Annotated in this window: 25 protein-coding genes; 13 read left to right on the top strand and 12 right to left on the bottom strand. The window is 60.7% G+C overall.

Annotated elements, in window-relative coordinates:
* The first annotated feature begins 44 nt into the window (after window positions 1-44).
* Together ACJ8HA_RS10485 and ACJ8HA_RS10480 are read left to right on the top strand one after the other, a co-directional pair.
* Window positions 45-1496: a bifunctional 2-methylcitrate dehydratase/aconitate hydratase gene (locus tag ACJ8HA_RS10485; protein WP_442515368.1), complete on the top strand. Its 1452-nt coding sequence runs from the start codon at window positions 45-47 to the stop codon at window positions 1494-1496.
* A gap of 79 nt (window positions 1497-1575) precedes the next feature.
* Entirely contained in the window at window positions 1576-2205 is a 630-nt protein-coding gene (locus tag ACJ8HA_RS10480; protein WP_197790571.1) for a LysE family translocator, read from the top strand.
* Here ACJ8HA_RS10480 and ACJ8HA_RS10475 read toward each other — a convergent pair.
* Complete coding sequence (locus ACJ8HA_RS10475) at window positions 2202-3041, bottom strand: helix-turn-helix transcriptional regulator (protein ID WP_043137060.1); 840 nt, start codon at window positions 3039-3041, stop codon at window positions 2202-2204. The genes ACJ8HA_RS10480 and ACJ8HA_RS10475 overlap by 4 nt on opposite strands.
* 99 nt (window positions 3042-3140) lie before the next feature.
* Here ACJ8HA_RS10475 and ACJ8HA_RS10470 point away from each other — a divergent pair, with 99 nt between their 5' ends.
* Genes ACJ8HA_RS10470 through ACJ8HA_RS10455 form a run of 4 tightly spaced genes read left to right on the top strand, consistent with a single transcriptional unit; the run spans window position 3141 to window position 8152 of the window.
* Window positions 3141-4565, top strand: coding sequence for an MFS transporter (locus ACJ8HA_RS10470; RefSeq protein ID WP_406894808.1), 1425 nt, complete (start codon window positions 3141-3143; stop codon window positions 4563-4565).
* 56 nt (window positions 4566-4621) lie between these two features.
* Window positions 4622-5251 (top strand): FMN-binding negative transcriptional regulator, encoded by a 630-nt coding sequence (locus ACJ8HA_RS10465; RefSeq protein WP_043137069.1) that lies wholly within the window; start codon window positions 4622-4624, stop codon window positions 5249-5251.
* A gap of 38 nt (window positions 5252-5289) precedes the next feature.
* Window positions 5290-6249: a DNA-binding protein YbiB gene (gene ybiB, locus ACJ8HA_RS10460; RefSeq protein ID WP_142590627.1), complete on the top strand. Its 960-nt coding sequence runs from the start codon at window positions 5290-5292 to the stop codon at window positions 6247-6249.
* A 46-nt stretch (window positions 6250-6295) separates the two neighbouring features.
* Window positions 6296-8152 (top strand): M3 family metallopeptidase, encoded by a 1857-nt coding sequence (locus tag ACJ8HA_RS10455; RefSeq protein WP_025302075.1) that lies wholly within the window; start codon window positions 6296-6298, stop codon window positions 8150-8152.
* Window positions 8153-8215: 63 nt separating this feature from the next.
* Here ACJ8HA_RS10455 and ACJ8HA_RS10450 read toward each other — a convergent pair whose 3' ends face one another.
* The 3 genes from ACJ8HA_RS10450 to ACJ8HA_RS10440 form a co-directional block, all read right to left on the bottom strand.
* Window positions 8216-8851 (bottom strand): carbonic anhydrase, encoded by a 636-nt coding sequence (locus ACJ8HA_RS10450; RefSeq protein ID WP_025302076.1) that lies wholly within the window; start codon window positions 8849-8851, stop codon window positions 8216-8218.
* Window positions 8852-9137: 286 nt separating this feature from the next.
* Window positions 9138-9398 (bottom strand): multiple stress resistance protein BhsA, encoded by a 261-nt coding sequence (gene bhsA / locus ACJ8HA_RS10445; protein ID WP_060432705.1) that lies wholly within the window; start codon window positions 9396-9398, stop codon window positions 9138-9140.
* Between the two features lie 167 nt (window positions 9399-9565).
* Window positions 9566-10195 carry a flavin reductase family protein gene (locus ACJ8HA_RS10440; RefSeq protein ID WP_046686671.1) on the bottom strand — a complete coding sequence of 210 codons (630 nt, stop codon included), beginning with the start codon at window positions 10193-10195 and terminating at the stop codon, window positions 9566-9568.
* A 118-nt stretch (window positions 10196-10313) separates the two neighbouring features.
* Between ACJ8HA_RS10440 and rlmF the strand changes: the two genes are divergently transcribed.
* The 5 genes from rlmF (at window position 10314) to ACJ8HA_RS10415 (ending at window position 15278) form a co-directional block, all read left to right on the top strand.
* On the top strand, window positions 10314-11279 hold the full coding sequence (gene rlmF / locus ACJ8HA_RS10435; RefSeq protein WP_167325058.1) for a 23S rRNA (adenine(1618)-N(6))-methyltransferase RlmF: 966 nt from the start codon (window positions 10314-10316) through the stop codon (window positions 11277-11279).
* Between the two features lie 294 nt (window positions 11280-11573).
* Complete coding sequence (locus tag ACJ8HA_RS10430) at window positions 11574-12878, top strand: methyl-accepting chemotaxis protein (protein ID WP_060432706.1); 1305 nt, start codon at window positions 11574-11576, stop codon at window positions 12876-12878.
* Window positions 12879-13060: 182 nt separating this feature from the next.
* Window positions 13061-13630, top strand: coding sequence for a TetR/AcrR family transcriptional regulator (locus tag ACJ8HA_RS10425; RefSeq protein WP_025302081.1), 570 nt, complete (start codon window positions 13061-13063; stop codon window positions 13628-13630).
* 11 nt (window positions 13631-13641) lie between these two features.
* Window positions 13642-14280, top strand: coding sequence for a GNAT family N-acetyltransferase (locus ACJ8HA_RS10420; RefSeq protein WP_025302082.1), 639 nt, complete (start codon window positions 13642-13644; stop codon window positions 14278-14280).
* The gene (locus ACJ8HA_RS10415) at window positions 14268-15278 is read left to right on the top strand and encodes an alpha/beta hydrolase family protein (RefSeq protein ID WP_049208896.1); all 1011 of its coding nucleotides are present in this window, start codon (window positions 14268-14270) and stop codon (window positions 15276-15278) included. The genes ACJ8HA_RS10420 and ACJ8HA_RS10415 overlap by 13 nt, the downstream gene beginning before the upstream one ends.
* A 2-nt stretch (window positions 15279-15280) precedes the next feature.
* Here ACJ8HA_RS10415 and ybiO read toward each other — a convergent pair whose 3' ends face one another.
* The 6 genes from ybiO to dps all read right to left on the bottom strand — a co-directional run bounded on the left by ybiO (window position 15281) and on the right by dps (window position 21131).
* Window positions 15281-17500 carry a mechanosensitive channel protein gene (gene ybiO, locus ACJ8HA_RS10410; RefSeq protein WP_053085973.1) on the bottom strand — a complete coding sequence of 740 codons (2220 nt, stop codon included), beginning with the start codon at window positions 17498-17500 and terminating at the stop codon, window positions 15281-15283.
* Between the two features lie 153 nt (window positions 17501-17653).
* Window positions 17654-18376, bottom strand: a complete 723-nt coding sequence (gene glnQ / locus ACJ8HA_RS10405; RefSeq protein ID WP_004939230.1) for a glutamine ABC transporter ATP-binding protein GlnQ — start codon at window positions 18374-18376, stop codon at window positions 17654-17656.
* Complete coding sequence (glnP, locus tag ACJ8HA_RS10400) at window positions 18373-19032, bottom strand: glutamine ABC transporter permease GlnP (RefSeq protein ID WP_019454487.1); 660 nt, start codon at window positions 19030-19032, stop codon at window positions 18373-18375. The genes glnQ and glnP overlap by 4 nt, the downstream gene beginning before the upstream one ends.
* Window positions 19033-19135: 103 nt before the next feature.
* Window positions 19136-19879 carry a glutamine ABC transporter substrate-binding protein GlnH gene (glnH, locus tag ACJ8HA_RS10395; RefSeq protein ID WP_004939223.1) on the bottom strand — a complete coding sequence of 248 codons (744 nt, stop codon included), beginning with the start codon at window positions 19877-19879 and terminating at the stop codon, window positions 19136-19138.
* A gap of 339 nt (window positions 19880-20218) precedes the next feature.
* Entirely contained in the window at window positions 20219-20485 is a 267-nt protein-coding gene (locus tag ACJ8HA_RS10390; protein ID WP_025302085.1) for a DksA/TraR family C4-type zinc finger protein, read from the bottom strand.
* A 142-nt stretch (window positions 20486-20627) separates the two neighbouring features.
* Window positions 20628-21131, bottom strand: coding sequence for a DNA starvation/stationary phase protection protein Dps (dps, locus tag ACJ8HA_RS10385; protein ID WP_025302086.1), 504 nt, complete (start codon window positions 21129-21131; stop codon window positions 20628-20630).
* Window positions 21132-21487: 356 nt separating this feature from the next.
* On the opposite strand from dps, the gene ACJ8HA_RS10380 reads away from it, so the two are divergent.
* Window positions 21488-22039 (top strand): AAA family ATPase, encoded by a 552-nt coding sequence (locus ACJ8HA_RS10380; protein WP_025302087.1) that lies wholly within the window; start codon window positions 21488-21490, stop codon window positions 22037-22039.
* Here ACJ8HA_RS10380 and nanQ read toward each other — a convergent pair.
* Together nanQ and rhtA are read right to left on the bottom strand one after the other, a co-directional pair.
* Window positions 22021-22488: an N-acetylneuraminate anomerase gene (gene nanQ, locus ACJ8HA_RS10375; protein WP_025302088.1), complete on the bottom strand. Its 468-nt coding sequence runs from the start codon at window positions 22486-22488 to the stop codon at window positions 22021-22023. The two genes, ACJ8HA_RS10380 and nanQ, sit on opposite strands and share 19 nt — an antisense overlap.
* 132 nt (window positions 22489-22620) lie before the next feature.
* Window positions 22621-23508 (bottom strand): threonine/homoserine exporter RhtA, encoded by an 888-nt coding sequence (rhtA, locus tag ACJ8HA_RS10370; protein ID WP_025302089.1) that lies wholly within the window; start codon window positions 23506-23508, stop codon window positions 22621-22623.
* Between the two features lie 400 nt (window positions 23509-23908).
* Between rhtA and ompX the strand changes: the two genes are divergently transcribed.
* Window positions 23909-24427 carry an outer membrane protein OmpX gene (ompX, locus tag ACJ8HA_RS10365; protein WP_019454480.1) on the top strand — a complete coding sequence of 173 codons (519 nt, stop codon included), beginning with the start codon at window positions 23909-23911 and terminating at the stop codon, window positions 24425-24427.
* The last annotated feature ends 82 nt before the right edge of the window (window positions 24428-24509 follow it).

Genomic DNA, 24509 nt, shown 5'->3' with positions numbered 1-24509 from the left:
GTCGTTATCGTGTCGTTTTCACTCTGGAGCCTTTGGAAATCATGATGCTTGAGTCTGCCAATACCCGCCGTCTGCCGTTCGATCGCGAAATGGTCGATATCGTCGATTATGTGATGAAAGAGGCCGTCGATAGCCCGGCGGCGTACCGCACCGCTCACTATTGCCTGCTCGACACCCTCGGCTGCGGGCTGGAGGCGCTGAGCTACCCGGCCTGCAAGAAACTGATGGGGCCGGTGGTGCCGGGCGCCGAGGTGCTGAACGGCAGCCGGGTGCCCGGCACCCGTTTCCAGCTGGATCCGGTGCAGGCGGCGTTCAATATCGGCGCCATGATCCGCTGGCTCGACTTCAACGACACCTGGCTGGCGGCGGAGTGGGGCCACCCGTCGGATAACCTGGGCGGGATCCTGGCGGTGGCCGATTGGCTCTCTCGCCAGGCGGTGGCGGCGGGCAAAGCGCCGCTGACCATGCGGCAGGTGCTGATCGCCATGATCAAGGCGCATGAGATCCAGGGCTGCCTGGCGCTGGAAAACGCCTTCAACCGGGTAGGGTTGGATCACGTGCTGCTGGTGAAGGTGGCGTCCACCGCGGTGGTGGCGCAGTTGCTCGGCCTGAGCCGCGAGGCGATCCTGAACGCGGTGTCGCTGGCGTGGGTGGACGGGCAGTCGCTGCGTACCTATCGCCACGCGCCGAACGCCGGCACCCGCAAATCCTGGGCTGCGGGGGATGCGACCGCCCGCGCGGTGCGGCTGGCGCTGATGGCCGCCACCGGCGAAATGGGCTACCCCTCGGCGCTGACGGCGCCGACCTGGGGATTCTACGACGTCTCGTTCAACGGCAAACCTTTCCGCTTCCAGCGGCCGTACGGCGCGTATGTGATGGAGAACGTGCTGTTTAAAATTTCGTTCCCGGCGGAGTTCCATGCCCAGACCGCCGTGGAGGCGGCCATGACGCTGCACCGCCAGATGCAGGCCGCCGGCAAAACCGCCGCCGACATCGCCAGGGTGAGCATCCGCACCCACGAGGCTTGCCTGCGCATTATCGACAAGCAGGGGCCGCTGGATAACCCGGCGGATCGCGATCACTGCATTCAGTATATGGTGGCGATCCCGTTGCTGTTCGGCTGGCTGACGGCGGCGGATTACGAAGACCGGGTGGCCGAAGATCCGCGTATCGACGCATTGCGTAGTAAGATCCACTGCCATGAAGATCCCGCTTTCACGCGTGATTATCACGATCCGGAAAAGCGCTCGATCGCCAATGCGCTGACGGTGGAGTTCGCCGACGGCAGCCGTCTGGATGAGGTGGCGGTGGAGTATCCTATCGGCCATGCGCGGCGGCGCGAAGAGGGCATCCCGCTGCTGATCGAGAAGTTCAAAACCAACCTGGCGCGCCAGTTCCCAGCCCTGCAGCAGCAGCGCATTCTCGAGGTGTCGCTGGACCGCCAGCGGCTGGCGCAGATGCCGGTCAACGAGTATCTCGATTTGTGGGTGATCTGAGGTGAGCGGCGCTGACAAGCCACGTCGGCGTCGCTATGATGGACGTTCCATCCCCGTCCGTCTTCTTATCAGGTGATTCATGATTGATGCCGCAACGTTGTTGTTGTTTTCCGGTGCCTGCGTGGCGCTGGCGCTGACCCCCGGCCCGGATATGCTGCTGATCGCTTCGCGCAGCGTCAGCCAGGGGCGACGCGCCGGTTTCGCTTCGCTGGCGGGCATTCAGCTCGGCACATACTGCCACGCGCTGGCGGCGGCGCTGGGGTTGTCGCAACTGTTCGTCGCGGTGCCGCTGGCTTACGACGCGGTGAGAATGTTGGGCGCCGCCTATCTGCTCTACCTGGCGTGGAAAACGCTGCAACCCGGCAGCAGTCTGCAGGCTTCTGCCGGGTTGCAGGCCGTGCCGACGGCGCGAATTTTCCGGCAGGGACTGTTCACCAACATCCTCAACCCGAAAATGGCGCTGTTCGTGCTGGCGCTGTTCCCGCAGTTTATCGATCCGCGTGCCGGCTCGGTGGTGGTACAGATGCTGGTGCTGGCGACGGTGCTGAATCTGGTGGGGTTGCTGATTAACGGCGGGGTGATCCTGGCGGTCAGCGGCATGAAAAGCCGCTTCGCCGGCCGCCGCTTCAGCGCCCGCTGGCCGAACTACCTGCTGAGCGGCGTATTCGCCGGGCTGGCCTGCAAACTCATTTTCGACAGCCGCCGCTAACCCTCGCGCAGCAGCGCTTCAAACGCCGCGCTGGCCGGTTCGTCCTGCAGCGCGCTGTACATCACCAACCGCAGGTGGTTCTCTTCGTCGACGATGAAAGAGGCGTGGTCAAAGGTGACCGGGCCGATTGCCGGGACGATGAAGCTGCGCCGCCCCTGGCAACGTCCGTGAATGTCATGCTGCCGCCAGAGCTGGCGGAATTGCGGCGATACCTGCTCCAGCGCCTGTACCCGTTGGCGCATCACCTCATCCTCCGGCGCACGGGCGTAGTCGCGGCGGAAGCTGGCCAGGATTTGCGGCGCCTGCGCCCGCCACTCCAGCAGGCGCGCATTGAGCTGCGGATCGGCAAACAGCATCCACAACATGTTGCGTTCTTGCGCCGGGCGATCGCCGATGGCGAACAGCCGCTGCGCCGCCGGATTCCAGGCGATGATGTCCCAACTCAGGTTCATGACGTAGGCCGGCCGCAGCGTCAAATCGTCCAGCAGGCGCCGCACCAACGGCGAAACCTGGCACCACTGATGTCCAACCGGCACCGGCGGGCGCTGATGCGCCAATAAGAACAGGTGGTAGCGGCCGGCGGCGTCGAGCTGCAGCACCCGCGCCAGATTTTCCAAAAACGTCACCGACGCATTGATTTCCCTGCCTTGCTCCAGCCAGGTGTACCAGGTGAGGCCGACGCCGGCCAGCGCCGCCACCTCCTCGCGCCGCAATCCCGGCGTGCGGCGGCGGCTGCCGCTTGGCAAGCCGACTGACTCTGGTGACAGTTGTTCTCGCTTTTGCCGCAGAAAATCCCCCAGTTCGTGGCGGGTGCGTTCGAGGGTGCGTGGGGGCATGTCGGCCGTCCTGTTGCTGTCAGTAATAGTATAAATGGCTATATAGTAACAGTTTAAACCTTGTTCCATACTGCGGCCATCATAATCTCTGGAGGTGGTATGGAACATTCATTATCTCGTGAGCGGCGAGGGCTGCCCGGCCTGCCGGTGCTGCTGTTGGGCGGGTTCGTCACGGTGTTCGATCTGTTCGTGGTCAACGTGGCGGCGCCGGTGATCCAGCGGCAGTTCGCCGCCGATTTCGCCGGGATCGGTTTGATCGTCGCCGGTTATGAGCTGGCGTTTGGGGTGCTGTTGATCGCCGGTGGGCGTTTGGGCGATCGCTTCGGGCGTCGGCGCTTGTTCAGCCTCGGCATGCTGGGATTCACGCTGAGCTCCCTGTTGTGCGGGCTGGCGGGATCGCTCGGCCTGCTGATCGCCGCGCGTATTCTGCAGGGGGCGACGGCGGCGCTGTTGTTCCCGCAAATTTACGCCTTGATGCGGGTCCTGTACGCGCCGCAACAGCGGCGGCGCGCCTTCGCTTGGCTGGGCATGACGCTGGGATTGGCGGCGATCTTCGGCCAGATCCTCGGCGGATTTATCATCGAGGCTAACCTGTTCGGCAGCGGCTGGCGCATGATCTTTTTGATCAATTTGCCGATCGGCGCACTGGCGCTGTGGGCGGCGCGGTGCATTCCCGAATCGCGGGTGGCGCAGGCGCAGCGGTTGGACGGCGTTGGCCTGTGGCTGGCGGCGACCGGCCTGTCGCTGTTGCTGCTGCCGCTGCTGGAGGGGCCGGCGCGCGGCTGGCCGTGGTGGATAGCGCCGATGTTGGCGTTAGCGATGCTGACGCTGTGGGGCTTCCTGCGTTGGGAGCGCCGTCTGGCGCAGCGCGGCGGCGATGCAGTGCTCGATCCGGCGCTGTTCCGTCAGGCGGGCTTCGCACCGGGTATGGCGGTGGTGCTGGCGATTTATGCCACCGCTTCCTCGTTTTTCTTGTGTTTCGCACTGCTGCTGCAGGCGGGGGCGGGGCTGACGCCTTTTCAGGCGGGCAGTCTGTTCGCCCCGGCCAGCGCGGCCTTCATGCTGGCCTCGATGTTGGCGCCCCGGTTAGCGCTGCGTTGGGGTAATGGCGTACTGAGCGTGGGCGTGGCGATTTACGCCACCGGGTTGGCGCTATTGATGGCGCAGGCGCTGTGGGGTGAGGCGCTGGCGCATCCGCTGCGGCTGCTGCCTGGGTTAGTGGTGCTGGGGTTCGGTCAGGCGCTGAGCATGACGCCGCTGCTGAATCTGGTGCTCGGTTTGGCGCCGGAGCGGCAGGCGGGCATGGCGGCGGGTCTGGTTGCCACCGTGCAGCAGGTGGGGGGCGCGCTGGGCATCGTGGTCAGCGGCGTCGCTTTTGTGCCGCTGTTGGTGAGCGGCGGCGCAGCGGAGCGCTATGCCCAGGCCTTTGCCGGCGCCATGGTATTTAATCTGTTGGCGATGGGCATCGCCCTGCTGTTGTTAAACCGGATCACTCAAAATACTCAGAAAGCGGATCTTAAGTAGGCCGCCAGTGGGTGCTTTACTGTCGTCATCATGAGAGAGCGTAAGGAGCCACACTGATGTTTCAACCCGCCACATTTCGCGAAGACAATCTGGATGCCCAACTGGCGCTGGTGCGCGCCCACCCGTTGGGGCTATTGGTCAGCCACGGCGAGCAGGGATTGACGGCCGATCCGCTGCCGTTTCTGGCCGATGTCGAACAGGGGCAGATCCGGCTGCGGGCGCACCTGTCGCGCGCCAACGCGCACTGGCGACGGCTGCAGCACGCGGCGGAATGCCTGGTGATTTTTCAGGGCGTGGAGGGCTATGTGTCCCCCGGCTGGTACCCGAGCAAGCGCCAGACCGGCAAAGTGGTGCCGACCTGGAACTACAGCATGGTGCAGCTGTATGGCGTACCGACGGTGACGGACGATCCGGCCTGGCTGCGCCGCCAGCTGATCGACCTGACGGCACAACAGGAAGGGCGCCGCCCGGCGCCCTGGCGGCTCGACGACGCGCCGGCCAACTATATCGCCGCACAGCTTAAAGGCATCGTCGGTATCGAGATCGCCGTCACCCGGCGCGAAGGCAAATGGAAAATGAGCCAAAACCGCAGCGCCGACGATGCCGGCGGGGTGATCGCCGGGCTGCGCGAGGGCGATGACGCGCAGCGGCGACTGGCGGCGGAGGTTGAGCGGCGGCGCGGATAGGGTATGCTAACCGAAGAGTGAGCTGAGGGAACCTTCGGATGGATTACACCAAAATTATCAAAGAAATAGGCCGCGGCAAAAATCATGCGCGCGACCTGGACCGGCAGACCGCCTTTGAGCTGTATCAGGCGATGCTGGCCGGGGAGGTCCCCGAGCTGGAGCTGGGCGGCATTCTGATCGCACTGCGCATCAAGGGCGAAGCCGAAGAGGAGATGCTGGGGTTCTATCAGGCGATGCAGCAGCAGGTGTTGCCGCTGCAGGCGCCGCAGGGGCGGCCATTGCCGGTGGTGCTGCCGAGCTACAACGGCGCGCGCAAGCAGGCCAACCTGACGCCGCTGCTGGCGCTGCTGCTGGCGAAAGTGGGCCTGCCGGTGGTGGTGCACGGCGTGCTGGACGACAGCACCCGCGTGACCAGCGCCGAGATTTTCCGCGCTCTGGGGCTGCCGTGGTCGGAACAGGCTGCTCACGCCCAGCGGCGTCTCGATAACGGCGAGGCGGTATTCATGCCGGTTTCCACGTTGTCGGCGCCGTTGGCGCAGCAGCTTGGGCTGCGTTGGCGCATGGGGGTGCGCAACAGCGCCCATACGCTGGCCAAGCTGGCGACGCCGTTCGGCGAACAGGATGCGCTGCGCCTCGCCAGCGTCTCTCACCCGGAGTATGTTGGCCGGGTGGCATCGTTTTTCCGCCAAATCGGCGCCCGCGGGCTGCTGATGCACGGCACCGAAGGTGAAGCCTACGCCAACCCGCTGCGCTGCCCGCAAATTCACCACATCGTCGGCGGCGAACAGCACGTATTGCTGGAGCGCACCTTGCAGGATGAAACGCCGGCATTGCCGGCGGCGAAAGACGCGGAAACCACCGCACGCTGGACCGAGCGCTGCCTGGCGGGCGAGGTGGCGATCCCGCAGGCCATCCAGCGGCAGGTCGCCTGTTGCTTGGTGGCCGCCGGCGAGAGCGAGACGCTCGAGCAGGGGCTGCAGCGCCTGCGTCAGGCCTAAGCGCGACTATACTGGGATATTTCCTCATCGGCTGAGAAGGACGGTTATGCAACAGGCTCTCGATTACTTCAATCAATTGAACCAGGATTACCTCGACGTTCACCGCGCCAAAGAAGAGCTGTTCTGGCAAAACTACATGGGCACCGGCGATGAAGGCGTGTCGGCGCGCTTTTCCGCCGCGGAAAGCGCCTATAAGCGCTTTATCGCCGAACCGCGCCGGCTGGCCGAGATCCGCAATCTGCTGGCCGGATTGGAAACGCTGCCGCAGGAGGCGCAGCGCGATGCGCTGATCCACGGCCTGCAAGGCTGGCTGCGTTTCTTCGACTGTAACGCCATTGAAGATCCGCAGGCGCAGGCGCTGTTGGATCAGATCATTCACGCCGAGTCCGATCTCTACTCGCGCCGCAAGGGCTATCAGGTCACACACCTGAACGCCGACGGCCAGCGGGTGGCGGCCTCGCTCGGCGAGCTGCTGACCAACCAGGCGACCAACCCGAACGAAGACTACCGCCGCAGTTCGCAGCAGGCGCTGCGCGACCTGGAGCAATGGCTGCTGCATAACGGCCTGCCGGAGCTGATCGGCCTGCGCAACCGCTTTGCGCGCCAGATGGGCTATCGCAACTATTTCGACTACAAGGTGAACAAAACCGAGCGCATGACGCCGGAGCAGCTGTTCGCCATTCTGGATCGTTTCGAGCGGGAAACCCGCGAGGCCAACGCGCGCAGCCTGCAACAGCTGGCGGCCGACAAGGGCGGCCAGGCGCTGGAGCCGTGGAACGTACGCTTCGCCAGCGCCGGCGACGTCACCCGTCAACTGGATCCTTACTTCCCGTTTTCTCGTTCGCTGGAACGCTGGGTCGACAGCTTCAAACGCCTGCACATCGGCTTTGGCGGCGCCGAGATGAACCTCGATCTGCTGGTGCGCAAAGGCAAGTATGAGAACGGCTTTATGCACGGCCCGGTGCCGCCGTTTGTGCGCCAGGGGGAATGGGTGCCGGCGCGCATCAACTTCACCAGCCTGGCGCAGCCGGGGCAGGTGGGCAGCGGCGCTTACGGGCTCAACACCCTGTTCCACGAGGGCGGCCACGCGGCGCACTTCGCCAACATTCGCCAGAATGCGCCGTGCTTCTCGCAGGAGTTCCCACCGACCTCGATGGCCTATGCCGAAACCCAGTCGATGTTCTGCGACAGCCTGCTGGACGACGCCGACTGGCTGAAACGCTATGCGAAAAACGCCGCCGGCGAAGCGGTGCCTGATGCGCTGATCGAGGCCGGCATCGCGGCGCGCCAGCCGATGCGTGCGTTCAACGAACGCCACATCCTGCTGGTGCCGTACTTCGAGTGGGCGCTGTACCAGTGGGATGACGAGCAGCGCACGCCGGAAGCCATTACCGCGCTGGCGCGCGAGGTCGAGCAAAAGATCCTCGGCATCAGCGGCAGCCCGCGCCCGACGTTGGCGATCCCGCACCTGCTGTCGCTAGAATCCGCCTGTTCCTACCAGGGCTATCTGCTGGCGATGATGGCGGTAGAGCAAACCCGTCACTTCTTCCTGCAGCGCGACGGTTACCTGACGGACAACCCGGCCATTGGCCCGGATCTGGCGCAACACTACTGGTTGCCGGGCAACAGCGTCAGCCATGACGACACGCTGCGCAGCCTGACCGGCGAAGGGTTTAATCCTGACTATCTGGCGCAGGCCTGCAACCAGACGGTGGCACAGGCGTGGCATGAGGCGCAGCAGACGATGGCCGCCGCGGCCAAGCGCCCGCAGCCGCCGGCAGATTTCGATTTGCAGGCGCACATCCGGGTGGTGGATGGCGAGACGGTATTGGCGGACAACGCCGAGGGTGACGAGCGGATGTGCCGCGACTTCGCTGCGGCGATAGAGGCGCGCTTGCCTTAAGGCTGACAATAAAATCCACGCCGCGGCGTGGATTTTATTTAATGATAAAAACCGGGCGTTATTTTATTCGAAATAGACGTCGGGATTATCGGCCAGAGACACGAAGCTCTTGGTGTTTCTATCCAGCGTGCGAATTTCGCCGCTTTCGATGTCGTATACCCAGCCGTGTAGGCGCAGCCCACTGTTGCGCAGACCCACCGCCACAGAAGGGTGGGTTTTGATATTATTTAGCTGGGCTATGACGTTTTCTTCCACCATAGCGTTCACTTTGTCTGTTTCGCTATCCCAGGTTTTCTTCTCGACCACCGCTTTGGCCGCATCCGCGTAATGCAGCCAGTGGGCAACGGCAGGCATGGGATCGAGGCACTGACAGGATGCGATAGCCTTCATGGCGCCACAGTTCGAGTGGCCACAAATCACGATATCAGTCACGCCCAGCGCCACCACCGCGTATTCGATAGTCGCAGAAACCCCACCCGGCTCCGGGCCAAAGGAAGGGACGATGTTACCGGCGTTACGGATAACGAAAAGCTGCCCAGGTTCTTGCTGCGTCACCAGCTCGGGCACCAGACGGCTGTCAGAACAGGAGATGAAAAGCGCTTTAGGATTTTGGCTGGAGGCCAGGCTGCGAAAGAGTTCCTTACGCTGCGGGAAAATCTCTTTCTGGAAACTGAGGAAACCTTCAATGATATGTTGCATACAACGCTCTCTGCATCTGTAGTCTGCGTAACATGATAATCATCCTCTCCCGTTAGTCCAGCAATGGGGTGGTAAAAAAATGTGTGCTTAACTGCCTGCAAACCCCATTAAATAAAGGGTTTCTGCCTGTTGGCGACGGTATTTTCCGGGTCGTTGACGCGTGGGTTGCTGACAAAGCGGACGATAGGAAAATTGCTGTCGTACCCATTCAGCGCTGACGTACGCGAACATAAAAAAAGCCCGCCGGGATGATATCCGGCGGGCTTTTGGACGTCTGGGGCGGCGATTATTTGTAGATAACCGCGGTGGCGTGCATCAGGTTATTGCCGCTGGTAGAGGTGATGGTGAAAGCCTTGGCGCCTGCGGCATCGGCTTTGGCGGCCAGCTGAGAGGTCAGGCTGCTCAGGTCGGTTGCGCCGCTGGCGACGATCACGCCGGCTTTTTCGAATTGGGCGGCATCCTGGGCGCTGACGTGTTCAGCGGCAAAAGTGGTGAAAGAAACGGTGGCCAGAGCGATAGCAGCAGCAAAAGTTTTGATGGTTTTCATGTTCGTCATTTCTGTCAAAGTGAATTAGGGAGAAAGGGTTTGCCTTTCGATGGGAAGATTATTGCGCAGTGACAGGCGGGATGAAATCGGAGAGTGTTGATGGTTTTGTTCAGAATTTTTGATTATTAATTCCCCCGTTCACATTCGAGATAAACGGGGGGAGGCGATCAGCGCGTCGGGCGCGTCAGATCGAAACGGTGCTGTTCGGAAATGCCGTAGTAGGCGGTCGGGCCGCCGGCGCGCAGGATCGGTTCGGCGGCGGCGGTCTGGTAAACGCCGTGTTCATCCAGCAGCGCCGGATCGAGGTGCACCGCCACCACTTCGCCCAACACCAGCCAGGTTTCCACCTGTTCCCCGGCGGCGGTTTGCAGCTGAATGCACTGGGTCAGGCGGCATTCGAAGTTCACCGGGCTTTCGGCCACGCGCTCGGCTTTGACCCGGCGTCCGGGCAGCGGCGTGACGCCGGCGAAGGCGAATTCGTCCTCACCGCGCGGCAGGGTGATGGAACTGTTGTTCATCGCTTCAGCCAGCGGGCGCGTCGCCAGGTTCCAAACGAACTCGCCGGTTTCCACGATATTCGCCACGCTGTCTTTCCAGCCGGTGCTGGCGAAACCGATGATCGGTGGGCGGTAGTTGAAGCAGTTGAAAAAGCTGTAGGGCGCCAGATTACGCAAGCCAGCGGCGCTGCGGGAAGAGATCCAGCCGATGGGGCGCGGGCCGACGATGGCGTTCAGCGGATCGTGCGGCAGGCCGTGGCCGGCGGCGGGTTCATAATAGTAACGAGATTCACGGCTCATGGGGGCCCCTGTGGCAATCGATGAAGCTTTCATTGTGCCGGGTTTCCCGCCGCTGCGCCATTGCGGGCCGGATGTGTTATCTTACGCGCCGGAAATCCCTTCAAGAGAGCCCGTCACGGTGGAAAAAAAGAAAACCTTCCCGCAGCAGAAAAGCGGCCTGCATCCGCGCAACCGTCATCGTTCGCGCTACGACTTCCCGGCGCTGATCGCCAGCTGCCCGGCGCTGGCGCCGTTCGTAAAACCGAACGCCTGGGGCGATGTCTCGGTGGATTTCGCCGATCCGGCGGCGGTGAAAATGCTCAACCGTGCGTTGCTGCAACACTTTTACGGCATCGAACACTGGGATATTCCGGCTGATTACCTGTGCCCGCCGATCCCCGGCCGCGCCGACTATCTGCACCACCTGGCGGATCTGCTGGCGACCAGCAACGGCGGCGAGATCCCGCGCGGCAAAGGCGTGGCGATCCTCGACGTCGGCGTCGGCGCCAACTGCATCTACCCGATCGTCGGCCTGCGCGAATACGGCTGGCGTTTCACCGGGTCTGAAATCGATCCGGTGTCGCTCAACGCGGCCAAGATGATCGTCGAGATGAACCCGACACTGCGCAATAGCGTGCGTCTGCGGCTGCAAAAACAGCCTGAGCTGATTTTTAGCGGCATCATCGGCGCGGCCGAGAAATTCGACGCCACCCTGTGCAACCCGCCGTTCCACGCGTCCGAGCAGGAAGCGCGCGCCAGCACCCGCCGCAAGCTGCATAAATTGGGCAAAGGGGAAGTGGCCGACAAGCCGGTGCAAAACTTCGGCGGCAAGAACAACGAGCTGTGGTGCGAAGGCGGCGAAGAAGCCTTTGTGCGCAAGATGGTGGAAGAGAGCGTCAGCAAGGCCAACAACTGCCTGTGGTTCACTTCGCTCATCTCGAAAAACACCACGCTGCCGGCCATTTATCATGCGCTGAAGGTGGCGGGCGCGGCCGAGGTGCGCACCATCGAGATGGCGCAAGGGCAGAAGATCAGCCGCTTCGTCGCCTGGACCTTCCACGACGCCGAGCAACAGGCCGCCTGGGCAGCCGAACGCTGGCGTTAATCTTCCCGGCGCCGGTTATCCTGCCGGCGCCGACAAAAATCCGCATTTTACCTTTCAATTTTCATCACTTACGTTATTCTCAATACAGTTTTCATAATAAAAATCTTAGGTTGTTGGTTTATTTAAATTCGAATAATTACTTTACTGAATAAATAAATTTAATCCGGTTAAGAGCAATAACCAGAAGGAGCGGCGCTGCCCGTTCCTTCCGCGATGGCACGTCTGCGTGTGGGCGCGGCATGTGGCCAGGAAAAATAAGAAAAGCGCCATCATCTGCCACAAGGACTACACCTTATGCTGTTACGATTCAGTCAGTTAACTACCCACAAAGGCGCCGAGCTGAGCGCGATAGAACACGCCGTTCCGATGATCGTATTTTCGCTCGACGGCACGGTCTTGCGCGCCAACGATCTTTTCCTCAGCACGCTGGGATTTCAACGCGATGACGTGATAGGTCAGCATCACCGTATTTTCTGCGATCCGAACTATGTCGCCAGCCCGTTATATCGCAAACATTGGGAGACGCTGAATAAAGGCCAACCCATCACGGACACCATAAAGCGCATCGCGAAAAACGGCGAGGCGGTGTGGCTGCAGGGCACCTATGCGCCGGTGCTGAATAAACAGGGTAAGGTGGTGGAAATCGTCAAGATCGCCAGCGAAGTGACCGAGCGAGTGACGCAGGCGCAGGAACACCGCAGCCTGCTGGCGGCGTTGAATCGCTCGATGGCGATGATTTCTTTCACGCCGCAGGGCACCATTGTCAGCGCCAACGACAATATGTTGGCGCTGATGGGCTATCGGCTGGAAGAGGCGTGTGGGCAGTCGCATGCGGTGCTGTGCCCGCCGGAGTTCGCCGCTTCCGACGATTATCGGCGGCATTGGCAGCGCCTGGCGCGCGGCGAGTTCATCACCGGGCGTTTTGAGCGCGTCAACCGGCGCGGTGAACGGGTATGGCTGGAGGCCAGCTATAACCCGATCCTCGACAACGACGGCCAGGTGGTGAAAGTGGTGAAGATTGCCCAGGACATCACCCGGCTGATGCAACAGCAGCAGCACGAAGAAGAGATGGTGCGCAACGCGCATCATCTGTCGCTTGACACCGATCGGCAGGCGGCGCAGGGTGCGGTCATCGTACAGCAGGCGGTGAAGGGCATGCAGCAGGTCGAAGCGGCGGCGCGCGAAACGTCGGACGTGGTCACCGAGCTCGGTAAGTGCTCTCAGCAGATCGGCACCATCGTCGAAGCCATTCGTAAAATCGCCTCCCAAACCAACCTGCTGGCGATTAACGCCTCCATCGAAGCCGCCCACGCCGGTGAGCACGGGCGCGGTTTTGCCGTGGTGGCCAACGAAGTGCGCACGCTGGCGGAGCAGTCGCGCAAGGCGGCGACCGAGATCGAACGCATGACCAAGTCTATCCAGCAGGGCGTGGCGGCGGCGATCGCCGGCATGGCGACCTGCGTGGAACAGGCTGGCGGCGGCGTGGCATTGACCCATGACGCCGGAGAAGTGATCAACCAGGTCAACATCGGCATGCACGACGTCGTGAAGCTGATGCAGGCGTTTACGTCGGTGAAGCAGGGCGACGCGCTGCACTGAGTGTGCCGGGCGCCGCCCCTAAAAGCGGGGCGGCGTTTGCCTCTTCCTACCGATTCCTGCGCCGTTGAGCTGCGGTTCAATTTTATCGGTCTATGCTAGACTTGAAAATGAACGAACGTTCGTTCATTTGTTGATGTCAATTTGTGGCGCCAGGCGCCCCTTCACCGTTTCGGGAGCTGACGATGGGAAATCGAGAAAAGATTGTCGAGGCCGCGCTGCACAGCTTTACCCATAAGGGATTTCACCAGACCAGCATGCGAGATATCGCGCAGGCAGCGGGCGTCAGCGTCGGCAACCTCTATAACCATTTTTCCGGCAAGGAGGCGTTGATCGGCGAAATTGCGCTGCTGGAAAACGGCATATTCGCCGAGTTCGCCGCCGGATTGCGGGCCGACAGAACGCGGCCGAAACAGGCGCTGTCGGCCTTTTTCACCGCCTATCACGCCTTTGTCGCCGAGCCGGCCAATGTGCAACTGTCGGCGGAGATCGTGGCGGAGGTGGCACGCAACCCGGCGTTGGCCGAGCCGTTCAGCGCCAACCAGCGGCAACTGATTGAGGCGCTGGCGACGACGATCGCCGAGGCTCAGCAAACCGGTGAGATCGCGGCGGCGATAGCGCCGTTACCGCTCGCGCAGCTGGTGCTGGACGTGATCGAAAGCCAGGCCTGGCGGCAGGCGATCTTTGCGTCGCCTGCGCCGGAGGAGACCGCGCCGGTGCGGCTGTTGGAGCAGCTGCTCTACCGCCAACCCTAGACGAGGTTGATATGTTGCATATTGATCCTTATCGCGACGCTGATCGCCTGCAAACGGCGGCGCTGATCTACGCCGCGTTCAGCGACAAGTTTCAGCGTGCGCGCCGTCTCAGCGCCCGCCTTCAGTGGCGTCTGTTCTATCGGCTGTGGAGTTGGCAGCAAAGCGGCAGCCGGGAGCGCAGCTTCGTGGTGAAGCAAGATGAACAGGTGGTGGCGGCCTTTGCGCTCAATGCGGCCGCTGGCGAGAACAACGTCGGGCTGCGTCCGCGCACCTTGCCGATTTGGCGGCTGTGCCGCCGCTATGGCTGGCTGAACGTTTGGCGCATGTATCTGCAAATTGCGGTGCTGCAGCACACTCCGGCGGCCGGTGAGCTGTATCTCTCTTACCTGGCGGTGGCCGAGAACCAGCGCGGTAAAGGGGTGGGCAGGCGGCTGCTGCAGTGGATGAACGACTACGCCGCCGAACAAGGCACAGGCCGGCGTCTGAGCCTGCACGTCAGCCGGCGCAACGTGGATGCGCAGCGTCTGTACCGGCGCTGCGGCTTTCAGGTGCGGCGCGAAGAGCATTACGCCTCGCTGGGCTTACTGTTCGGCCAGGCCGATTGGATATTGATGGAGAAACGCAACGGGGAGGCGACGTGCGCAAAATAGGGCTGTGCCTCGTGGCGCTGGTTTTGGCGGCGCTTGGCTGGGTGATTTACGTCAACGACTTTCGCTTTGTCACCGAACCGGTCGTGGTGACCGCCGGCGGCAACCGGTTGACCGGCACGCTGGTGTTGCCGCAGCATGCGCCGATCAAGCCCGGCATCGTGGTGTTCGTGCACGGCGATGGGCCGGCTAACGCCAGCCGCGACGAAGGCTATTACGGCATTTGGGAGGCGATGGCGCAGCAGGGCTATGCGGTTTTATCCTTCGATAAGCCGGGCGTTGGCGGCTCCGGCGGCAACTGGCTGCATCAGACCATGGCGGATCGCGCACGGGAAACCGCCGATATCATCGACTGGGCCCGGCGGGACGGGCGCTTCGATGCGCGCTGTGTGGGGCTCTGGGGCACCAGCCAGGCGGGGTGGGTGATGCCGGAGGTGGCGCGTTTGCGCCCCGACATCGCCTTCACGCTGGCGTTGGCGCCGGCGATCAACTGGCTGCGGCAAGGGCGTTATAACACCCGGGCAGCGATGGCGGCGGCAGGGGACAATGAAGCGTCGATCGCCGCGCGCGAGGCGCACTGGCGCCACATTCAAACGCTGCTCGAACAACCGGACGGCTACGCGCAGTACCGCCGTGAGTATGGCGCCACCGCCGCATTGAGCGCCGACCGCTGGCGCTTTATTCGCGCCAACATGGCCAGCGATGCGACGGCGGGATTACGAAATTTCAACACGCCGGTACACCTGATACTGGGCGGGCGTGACGTCAACGTGGACGCGGACGAAACCGAGCGCGTTTATCGGCAAACGGTCCCGGCCTCGCTGTTGACGGTGACGCGCATCGACGAAGCCGACCACGTGATGATCAAACCGCTGTTCGCGCGCCATCCGTGGCTGATCAACGTGGTGGGCCTGTTTGCCCCGCGCTCGGTGCAATACGATGCTTACCGGCAGGACGTGGCGGCCTTCCTGGCCGCTCAGCCCTGCGGGCGCGGGCGCTAACCTCAGATCGCCGCAGGCGGCGCCTGTTCTTCGTGCGGCTGCGGCGCGCGGGAGATCTGCATCGCCTGCTGCGGCATGCCGATACCGGCCCGATCGAAATGGATTTTCACCAGCCGGTCGAGGGCGTATTGCACCACCCACTGTTTCAGCGCCTGCGTGCGCACCGTCACGCGGGTGGTGAACGAGCGATCGCCCAGCGCCACCACGCCGTTGAAGACCGGCTCGCCAATCAGGAAATGCTTCACCTGTTCATCCTGCTTCAGCGCCTCGATGGCCTGATGCAGCACCTCATTGACCCGATCGATGTCCTCGTCGCGGCTGACGGTGTAGTTGGCGCGATACACCCCGAACTCACGCGCATAGTTGGCCAGCGTGGTGATCGAAGAGTACGGCACGATGTGATAGACGCCGTAGTCGTCGCGCAGGCCGATCGAGCGGATGGTCATGCGCTCCACGGTGCCGGTGATGCCGCTGACGGTGACATATTCGCCGGTGTTCATGCCGTTTTCAAACTGGATGAACACGCCGGTGATCACGTCTTTCACCAGCGTCTGGGCACCGAAGCTGATGGCCAGCCCCAGCGCGCCGGCGCCCGCCAGCAGCGGCGCGATGTTCAGCCCGACCTGCGACAGTACGATCATCACGGTGATGGTGCTGATAACGATAGCCAGCACGTTGCGAAACAGCGTCAGCAACGTGCGTTCACGCGCGCTCGGCCGCACGCCGTTGCTCAGTTCCAGCGCCAGGCGGTGTTCGATGATGCTGGCCATCAGCGTCCAACTGAAGACGGCGATCAGCAGGATCAGCAGGATATGCACCAGCCCGCCGAGCGTCCGCTGGCCATTTTCGCTGCCCGCCCACTGGTACAGGTTGATCAGGTGCCAGGCGTCGAGCAGAAACAGCGTCACCGCCAGCACCACCATCACCCGCAGTATCTTCAACCCGTTGGGGATGTAGGAGTTGATGCGCCGCTCGAGCATCGGATAGCGCAGATTGACGTCGGTCGGCAGCGAAATGCGGCGGAAAATCCAGCGGGTCAGCATGCCGGACAGCAGGGCGCCGACGCCGACCACCAGCAGGCTTTTCACCGTGGCGCTCATCATAAAGCGTAGGCTGTTGCCGATGTCGAACTGGGACAGCACGAACAACACCAGAAAATAGGCGATCGCCAGCAGGTGCCAGATATGCCCCAGGCCGCGCAGGATCACGCTGAAAAACGCCATCGACCGTTCGGCCAGCAGGTTGATCTGTTGCTGTATCGGTTTGCGGTTGTGCAGGATCAGCCAAATGGCGTACAGCGTCAGCGCCAGCATCACCACCAGGTTGACGGCGGCGGCGGCCGGGTAGCTTATTTGTACCGCCACCACCGGCACCACCACCATCAGGCCATAGCCGATCAGGCCGCTGAGCCAGGCGAGGCGCGTGTTCCAGTAGCGTGCGCTCCGGTCGCTGAAGGGGAAGGGACGCAGGTAGTCGAAGTTAGGGGCGAAAATCAGCCGCAGCACCGCCTTGAAAAATTCAATCACCGCGAAGGCGCTGAGAAACAGGGTCTGCAGCCGCAGAATGGTGGCGCTGTCGGCGTGGACGTGGCGGGCGAACAGATTGCCCGCCGCCAGCGCCAGCAGCAGCACCAGCAGATCGACGGCGAAAGCGCCGAGAATGGCGGCGGGGCGCTTATACCACGGGCCGCGCTGCAGCCGCGCATTGTGCCCCCAACTGCCCATGCGTTTGTACAGCGGCGCGATCAACCGCCGGATCAGGTGGAACAGCGCAAAGGTGACCGCCACCGTCAGCAGAAAGTAGCCCAGCGCGCGGAAAAAGCCGGCGGGATTGAAAACGCGCTTCGGGCCGGAGTCGATCAGCTTTTGCAGCGCGCCGAGCTTCTGGTTAAAGGTGCCGATGCCTTCCTGCGCCAGCGAGTTCAGGCTGTCGCTCAGCGTGGCTGGAGTCGATTCCTCCGACGTTGCCGGCGCTGCGGCGGGGGCGTCGCCGGCGGTCTGTTTCAGGTGATTGATGAGTTCCGCGCGCGCTTTGTCGTCTTGCAGCAGATCGGCCAGCGCGGCGTAGGCGGCCTTCTGCTGCTCGCTCTTGTCGGCGGGCGCAGGCGGCGCGTTTTGCGCCAGCGCCGGTGGTGCGAAGACGCTCAAGGTCAGCAACAGCAGCAGGAAAAGCAGGTGTTCTCGCAGATGAGAACCTCGTCGGGAGTATGCGTTTGGCGGCATTGTTCCTCTCTTTGGCGTTCTGTGATCGGCGGATGTCAGAGCAATACGATGAAAACAATGAATATAGTAGGAAAGGAAACGCGATGGGGCGTGGGAACGCGTGCGGAATGAAAGCGGCGGGCGCGCCACGCGCCCGCCGTTAAACCGCCAGGATCAGGAAACGTGCTGCAGGAACTCCTGCAGACGCGGGCTTGGCGGATGGTTGATCAGGTCGTGCGGGTTGCCGTCTTCGGCAATCCGGCCCTTATCGATAAAGATCAGGCGCGACGCCACTTTTTCGGCAAAGCCGACTTCGTGGGTGACGATGACCATCGTCATGCCTTCCTCGGCCAGATCCTGCATCACCTTCAGCACTTCGTGGCGCAGCTCCGGATCGAGCGCAGAGGTCGGCTCGTCGAACAGCATCATTTTCGGCTTCACCGCCAGCGCGCGCGCAATGGCCACGCGCTGCTGCTGGCCGCCCGACAGTTCGGACGGGTAGTGGTGGGCGCGCTCCGCCAAACCGACCTTAGCCAGCAGCTCGCGCGCCAGCTTTTCCGCATCGGACTTCTTCGCGCCGCGCACGCGGATCGGGCCAAAGGCGACGTTTTCCAGCGCCGTCAGGTGCGGGAACAGGTAGAACTGCTGGAATACCATGCCGGCTTCCTGGCGGATCAACCGATCGTCCACTTTCGGATCGTTGGCTTTTAGGCCATCGACGATCAGATCGCCGCTGGTCACCTCTTCCAGCTTGTTGATGCAGCGCAGCAGGGTGGATTTGCCAGAGCCGGATGGCCCGATGATCACCACCACTTCGCCTTTGTCGATCTTCAAATCGATGTTGTGCAGCACCTGGGTTTGGCCAAAATGCTTGGAGACGTTTTTAAATTCAATCACAGGATTTTCATCCTTCTTTCCAGACGACGCAGCACGAAGCTCAGCACCAGGGTAATAATCAGGTAGATAACCGCCACGGCGCTCCAGATTTCCAGCGCGCGGAAGTTACCGGCAATAATTTCCTGACCCTGACGGGTCAGCTCCGCCACGCCGATCACGATGAACAGCGAGGTATCTTTGATGCTGATGATCCACTGGTTGCCCAGCGGCGGCAGCATGCGACGCAGCGCCAGCGGCATAATGACGTAGCGGATGGTTTCGCGGCGCGACAGGCCGAGCGCCAGGCCGGCTTCGCGGAAACCGTTATGAATCGACAGCACCGCGCCGCGGGTGATTTCCGCGATGTAGGCGCCGGAGTTGATCATGATGGTCACCACTGCCGCGGTGAACGGATCGATACGCAAGTCGCTAAATGCCATCGGCAGGGCGAAGTAGATGAACATCACCTGCACCACGATCGGCGTGCCGCGGATCACTTCGATAAACACCAACGCGATGTGGTTGGCGATCCATCCGCCGTAGGTGCGGGCAAAGCCGGCGACGAGGCCGATGATCAGGCCGCCAATCAGACCGAGGACCGAAATCCACAGGGTCATTTTGGCGCCCTCTAACAAGATAGGAATGGCGGGCCAGATGGCGCTCCAGTCGAACTGCATGATATTTCTCCCGGTGATCCCAAACGTGGGTATCAGATACAACGAAGCGCAGGGGGTTAAGCGACCCCCTGTGCTTAAGTTAATAGCTTGCCAAATTCACAGCTTACTTAGGTTCGGTACCGAACCACTTCTTGTAGATTTCGTTATAGGTGCCGTTCTCGCGCAGGGTTTTCAGCGCGCCGTTCACCTTCTCGCGCAGCTCGTCGCTGCCTTTAGGGAAGGCGATGCCATACTGCTGCGCTTCCAGCGAATCGCCGACGGTTTTGAACTTGCCGGCGCCGGCCGTCTTGATGAAGTATAGGATGTTTGGCGTGTCGTGCAGCACCGCATCGGCGCGCTTGGTGCCCAGCTCCATGTAGGCGTTGTCGATGTTAGGGAACTGACGCAGATCCTTGGTTTTGATGTGCTGCTTGGCGTAATCCACCGAACCGGTGCCGCTCTTCACCGCCACCACTTTACCATTTAGATCGTCGATGCTTTTCACGCTGTTGTTGTCGGCATTGACCATCACCAGCAGGCCGCTCTTGTAGTAGCCGTCGGAGAAGTCGATAGCTTTCTTGCGCTCATCGGTGATGGTGATGCCGGCCAGCGCCAGATCGACGTTTTTGGTCTGCAGCGCCGGAATGATGCCGCCGAAGTCCATCGGTTTCAGGGTGTAGTCCAGCTTCAGCTCTTTGGCGACAGCCGCCCACAGATCGATGTCGAAGCCGACGTATTTGTCGCCTTGTTTGAACTCAAAAGGAACGAAAGCGGTGTCGGTGGCAACCACCAGTTTGTCTGCTGCGTGGGAACTTACGGCAAAGGCCAGAGAGAGTGCGGCCAGGGAGACTTTAAAAATCGACTTCATGAGAGGAATTCCTGTACAGGTTGCGGATTACCCATTTTTTATATTGCAGTTGGTGCCATGAAAAAATCGTGCCATGTTTTCAACTACTATAAAAACAAAGAGTTACTTCGTGATGTTGTGCCGAAAAGGCGAATTGTTATGGTTGTGCACCACAATGAGGCACCGAAATGGTGCGTAAGAATTATCTTGGTGCACGGGGCTATCATTAACCAAATTTTGGCTGTGAAACAACCGTTCTTTAACGTTTTTGCTTCAATATTGATAACTAACTCTAACTTTCATGATGCACCGACGGTGCAAGCGGGGGCCGCGAGAGGAGAAAAAGGGGAGCAGATAATGCTAACGCAACTGGCTGTCTTTGCTGCCGCGCCGGTTGTACAGGCTATTGGCCGCGTGTTTTTTGTCTTGTTCTGCCTGGCAGGCGAGACAAAAACGCACGCCTGTTAACGCCTTGCGGCGCGCTTCCGGGATCGGTTCTCCGCATTCCTGGCAATAGCGTTCGCTCTCGCCATGCCCGAGCGCATCACGCGCACGCTGCACCGCATCGTCGATGGTGGAGTCAATCTGATCTTGTACGGCGCCGTCTGCCGCCCAGCCGCTGGCCATCATCACCTCCTAACAAGGGAACCCTACCGTTTAATATGGGCCGTTTTTTGCACAATTCAACGACCGCGCAAAAGAAAACAGGCCGGGCGAAGCCCAGCCTGTTCTGCCCGGCACGACGGGCGGTCTGCAACGCGTTGCGGCGTTATTCGATATTGGATTCGATGAACCACAGGAACTTGTCCAGATCGCGCGATGCGGCGGTGAACATGTCGGCGGTGTCTTCATCTTCCACTTCAGTAATGGCCTTACGGATGTCATTCGCCACCGCGCCGTAGCGATCGGCCAGCGCTTTCAGGTGTTCTTGCACGCTGTGGATATTGGTCGGATAGCTTTTCAGCGGCGTCTGATCGTTAACGACCTGTACGGTGCCCAGCGCCACGCCGCCCAGTTGCACTACGCGCTCGGCGAAGGTGTCCTGATGCTCGATGATGGCGGTGCGGAAGCCGTCCAGCATTTCATGAACCGCGATGAAGTTCGCGCCGCGCATGTTCCAGTGCGCCTGTTTGGTGATCAACGAAAGATCGATAAATTGCACGACCTGATGGTTCAGCGCCTTGATGGCGGCCAGTTTGACTTTTTCGTCCAGATCGTTACGGGTATACAGCAGATCAGAAGATTTCGTTTTCACCAGTTTAGCGGTACTCATATCAGATATCCTCTTGATTAGTCGTTGTCCTATTTCGTTACGGGATCAATTATAGCAGGGGTATTTATTTTTGCCGTACGAAAATGGCTATTGCACAAATAGGCTTGGTCTAATGTCAATATTTTAATTTGGTTTGTGTTTCTGTGTAATGCAATGAATTTAATTGCTATTTTTATTTTTTTGTTATTGTTTTGGTTAGTGACGATTTATCCCTGTTATCTTATTTTCTGCGGATAGGCTGATTCGACTAAATATCCATATTGTTATCGTGCTGTTAATTGTAAGCCTATTCAGATTGATAGCCGTAATTGATGCGGTTAAAGTAAGGGAATTATCCCAGTTTTTATTGGCGAGTGATGAAAATTAACGTCGTCGGCACCAGCGGCAGCGGTAAAAGCACCCTGGCGCGTCAATTGGCGGAACGGCTTGACGTTCCCTATATCGAGATGGACAGCCTGTATTGGCGGCCCGAGTGGCAGGGTACGCCCGATGACGCGTTCCTGGCGCGGTTAGAGCAGACGCTGGCCGAAGCGGGAGGAGGCTGGGTGCTGGACGGCAACTACAGCCGCACGCAACCGATTAAGTGGCGCGAAGTCGATTATATCCTGTGGTTGGACTACGGCTTCTGCCGCACGCTGTGGCAGGCCGTGCGCCGGGCGTGCCGACGCGCGGCCAGCAAACGTGAGCTGTGGCCGGGCACCGGCAATCGTGAAAGTTTCCGCCGTTCTTTCTTCAGCCGTGAGTCGATCGTGCTGTGGACGATCCGCACTTACTCGAAGAACCGGCGAAAATACCTGGCGGAGATGGCCCGTACCGATGTAGGGCGCCATTTCAAGCGCTTGCGCTCTCCCCGCCAGGCCGCCGATTTTCTACGGGCGCTGCCGCAGGGTCACAGCAGTAGGCGGTGATGGATCCTCACCACCGCTTTCTTAATGTGCTGCGGGCGCTGCCATAGGCAGCCGGTCTTGTGCGGTTCCATCTGGAAAAAGATCGCGAACATACCGTGCGTCATGTGCAGCGTTTGCGGGTGACGTTTAATGTCCAGCAGCAGCAGATCGCTATTTTCCGCGTGGGGGTGTTCACGATGCCCGTTGCCCGCCAGGCCGTATTCGATTCGTTCTTCACCGGTGATCAGCAGATGCAGCGCGATGTATTCCTGATGCATTTCGGCGCGCTTTTCCGCCGCCGGCGCGGTGGTCAGCGTCATCACGTCCATAAAGATGTTGTCGCCGTCGATCGGGTGATGCCCCAGCGCCAGTTCGGGCAGGTCGCATCGGCGCAACTCGGTCAGGGTTGAAACCAGCGCCGGCGCGAGTCCGCGGCCGAAGCGTGGGTTGAACAGGCTGTTGTGAATCACTGTTATTCTCCATGTGAGCGAAAGTCCAAAGAGCCTGCGATACAGGCTAAGGGGAAGTATGCCGACTTGTCACGAGGAAAACAGTTAACCCGCCTGCATTCCGACGTTGCGGTCTGCAGGCGGGTCGGGCGATCAGGAAAGGCTTTCGAGGCGCGGTTTGGGGCGAATGGTGAGGGCGGAGCCCATGGAGGCGGCGATGATCGCCGCCAGCGCCAGCCATTGCACGCCGCTCAGGTGTTCGCCGAGGAACAGCATGCCGGATAACGCCGCCATCGCCGGTTCCAGGCTCATCAAGGTGCCGAAGGTGCGCGCCGGAATTTTGGGCAGCGCGATGATCTCCAGCGAATAAGGCAGCGCGGTGGAGAGGATGGCTACCGCCAGGGCTATCGGCAGAATCTCAACGTTGAACAGCACGCTGCCGGTTTGCCAGGCGCCGATCGGGCAGAACACCAACGCGGCGATCAGCGAGCCGAGCGCCACCGTACCGGGGCCGTGATCGCCGCCGGCCTTCTGGCCGAAGATGATATAGACCGCCCAGCAGGCGCCGGCGCCGAGCGCGCAGGCGGCACCGAAGGGGTCTATCCCGCCCACGCCGTGGCCGAGCGGCAGCAGGAACCATAATCCGGCGATCGCCAATGCCACCCAGAGGAAGTCGATCGGCCGCCGCGAGGAGAACATGGCCACCGCGAGCGGGCCAGTAAACTCCAGCGCCACGGCGATGCCGAGCGGCACGGTGCGCAGCGACAGGTAGAACAGGTAATTCATCGCGCCGAGCGACAGGCCGTAAATCAGCAGCGGCAAGCGGCTACCGGCGGCGATGCGCATACGCCATGGGCGGAAGATAATGAACAGAATCAGGGTGCCGATGAAAAGACGCAGCGTCGTAATGCCTTCCGCACCCACGATCGGGAACAGGCTTTTGGCCAACGAGGCACCGCTCTGGATAGACACCATGGCGATGATTAACAGACAGATAGGCAGCAGCGCGGAGGGCGCTCTGCCGGAAGTAGATAACGACATCCTTAACGGGCCTTTTATGCGCCGTTCCTCAGCCTTGAGAAAACGGTCGAAACGGGGATGCGAGCAGTGTAAATGAAATGGCGAAAATCTGTCTGAGAAAAGCGCGCATCGCGGTGAAATCCACCGATCCTCGGATGAGATGGGGTGAATTTGGTCAAAAAGTGCGCTTTTTCTTAAGAATTATCTGGATATTAAATTGGTGATTTTTGTCACAGAAAGCCGTAGAATATGGCCGAAAATAGAGCGAAAAGAAGCAGATACACTGTTCTTGAAATCTTCTGTTACACGATATAAAGCATTAGACACTCATTTCAAGGCAGAGTTTCACGCTAATTTTTGTTATATTTTCAAAGCATGAACAAATGGATGTACTTAATAATAAAACGCGTTTGAGGTGGTTATGAAAAAAATTGCATGTCTTTCCGCAGTAGCAGCTTGCGTATTAGCAGTTAGCGCAGGTACCGCATTCGCTGGTCAGAGCACCGTATCCGCTGGCTATGCGCAGGGTGATTTCCAAGGCGTTGCTAACAAGGCCGACGGTTTCAACCTGAAATACCGTTACGAGTTCGACAACAACCCACTGGGCGTAATCGGTTCCTTTACCCACCTGGAAAAGGACGGTTCTCAGGACGGTTTCTACAACAAAGCTCAGTACAACTCTATCTCTGCCGGTCCAGCATACCGCATCAATGACTGGGCGAGCATCTACGGTCTGGTTGGCCTGGGTTACGGTAAATTCACTACCAACGCTCAGAACGGTACTTCTCGTCACGATACCGCTGACTACGGCTTCACCTACGGTGCCGGTCTGCAGTTCAACCCAATCGAGAACGTTGCCCTGGATGTCGGTTACGAGCAGAACCGCATTCGTAGCGTTGACGTTGGCACCTGGAACGTTGGCGTAGGCTACCGCTTCTAAGTGTGTTCGTGCCTGAGGGCATGAACCTGCGGCAGCTTTTGTCGCACCGATAAAAAATCCGCCTCCGGGCGGATTTTTTTTA

Origin of the sequence: Serratia sp. CY33802, from assembly GCF_052169095.1 — a bacterium.
GTDB classification, from domain to species: Bacteria; Pseudomonadota; Gammaproteobacteria; order Enterobacterales; family Enterobacteriaceae; genus Serratia; species Serratia bockelmannii.
This window is presented reverse-complemented; position numbering and strand designations above follow the sequence as displayed.

Bases quoted from the DNA above. Each gene is read 5' to 3' on its own strand.
- ACJ8HA_RS10485 (WP_442515368.1), top strand. From the start codon at position 45: ATGCTTGAGTCTGCCAATACCCGCCGTCTGCCGTTCGATCGCGAAATG.
- ACJ8HA_RS10480 (WP_197790571.1), top strand. From the start codon at position 1,576: ATGATTGATGCCGCAACGTTGTTGTTGTTTTCCGGTGCCTGCGTGGCG.
- ACJ8HA_RS10475 (WP_043137060.1), bottom strand. From the start codon at position 3,041: ATGCCCCCACGCACCCTCGAACGCACCCGCCACGAACTGGGGGATTTT.
- ACJ8HA_RS10470 (WP_406894808.1), top strand. From the start codon at position 3,141: ATGGAACATTCATTATCTCGTGAGCGGCGAGGGCTGCCCGGCCTGCCG.
- ACJ8HA_RS10465 (WP_043137069.1), top strand. From the start codon at position 4,622: ATGTTTCAACCCGCCACATTTCGCGAAGACAATCTGGATGCCCAACTG.
- ybiB (WP_142590627.1), top strand. From the start codon at position 5,290: ATGGATTACACCAAAATTATCAAAGAAATAGGCCGCGGCAAAAATCAT.
- ACJ8HA_RS10455 (WP_025302075.1), top strand. From the start codon at position 6,296: ATGCAACAGGCTCTCGATTACTTCAATCAATTGAACCAGGATTACCTC.
- ACJ8HA_RS10450 (WP_025302076.1), bottom strand. From the start codon at position 8,851: ATGCAACATATCATTGAAGGTTTCCTCAGTTTCCAGAAAGAGATTTTC.
- bhsA (WP_060432705.1), bottom strand. From the start codon at position 9,398: ATGAAAACCATCAAAACTTTTGCTGCTGCTATCGCTCTGGCCACCGTT.
- ACJ8HA_RS10440 (WP_046686671.1), bottom strand. From the start codon at position 10,195: ATGAGCCGTGAATCTCGTTACTATTATGAACCCGCCGCCGGCCACGGC.
- ACJ8HA_RS10430 (WP_060432706.1), top strand. From the start codon at position 11,574: ATGCTGTTACGATTCAGTCAGTTAACTACCCACAAAGGCGCCGAGCTG.
- ACJ8HA_RS10425 (WP_025302081.1), top strand. From the start codon at position 13,061: ATGGGAAATCGAGAAAAGATTGTCGAGGCCGCGCTGCACAGCTTTACC.
- ACJ8HA_RS10420 (WP_025302082.1), top strand. From the start codon at position 13,642: ATGTTGCATATTGATCCTTATCGCGACGCTGATCGCCTGCAAACGGCG.
- ybiO (WP_053085973.1), bottom strand. From the start codon at position 17,500: ATGCCGCCAAACGCATACTCCCGACGAGGTTCTCATCTGCGAGAACAC.
- glnP (WP_019454487.1), bottom strand. From the start codon at position 19,032: ATGCAGTTCGACTGGAGCGCCATCTGGCCCGCCATTCCTATCTTGTTA.
- glnH (WP_004939223.1), bottom strand. From the start codon at position 19,879: ATGAAGTCGATTTTTAAAGTCTCCCTGGCCGCACTCTCTCTGGCCTTT.
- ACJ8HA_RS10390 (WP_025302085.1), bottom strand. From the start codon at position 20,485: ATGGCCAGCGGCTGGGCGGCAGACGGCGCCGTACAAGATCAGATTGAC.
- dps (WP_025302086.1), bottom strand. From the start codon at position 21,131: ATGAGTACCGCTAAACTGGTGAAAACGAAATCTTCTGATCTGCTGTAT.
- ACJ8HA_RS10380 (WP_025302087.1), top strand. From the start codon at position 21,488: ATGAAAATTAACGTCGTCGGCACCAGCGGCAGCGGTAAAAGCACCCTG.
- rhtA (WP_025302089.1), bottom strand. From the start codon at position 23,508: ATGTCGTTATCTACTTCCGGCAGAGCGCCCTCCGCGCTGCTGCCTATC.
- ompX (WP_019454480.1), top strand. From the start codon at position 23,909: ATGAAAAAAATTGCATGTCTTTCCGCAGTAGCAGCTTGCGTATTAGCA.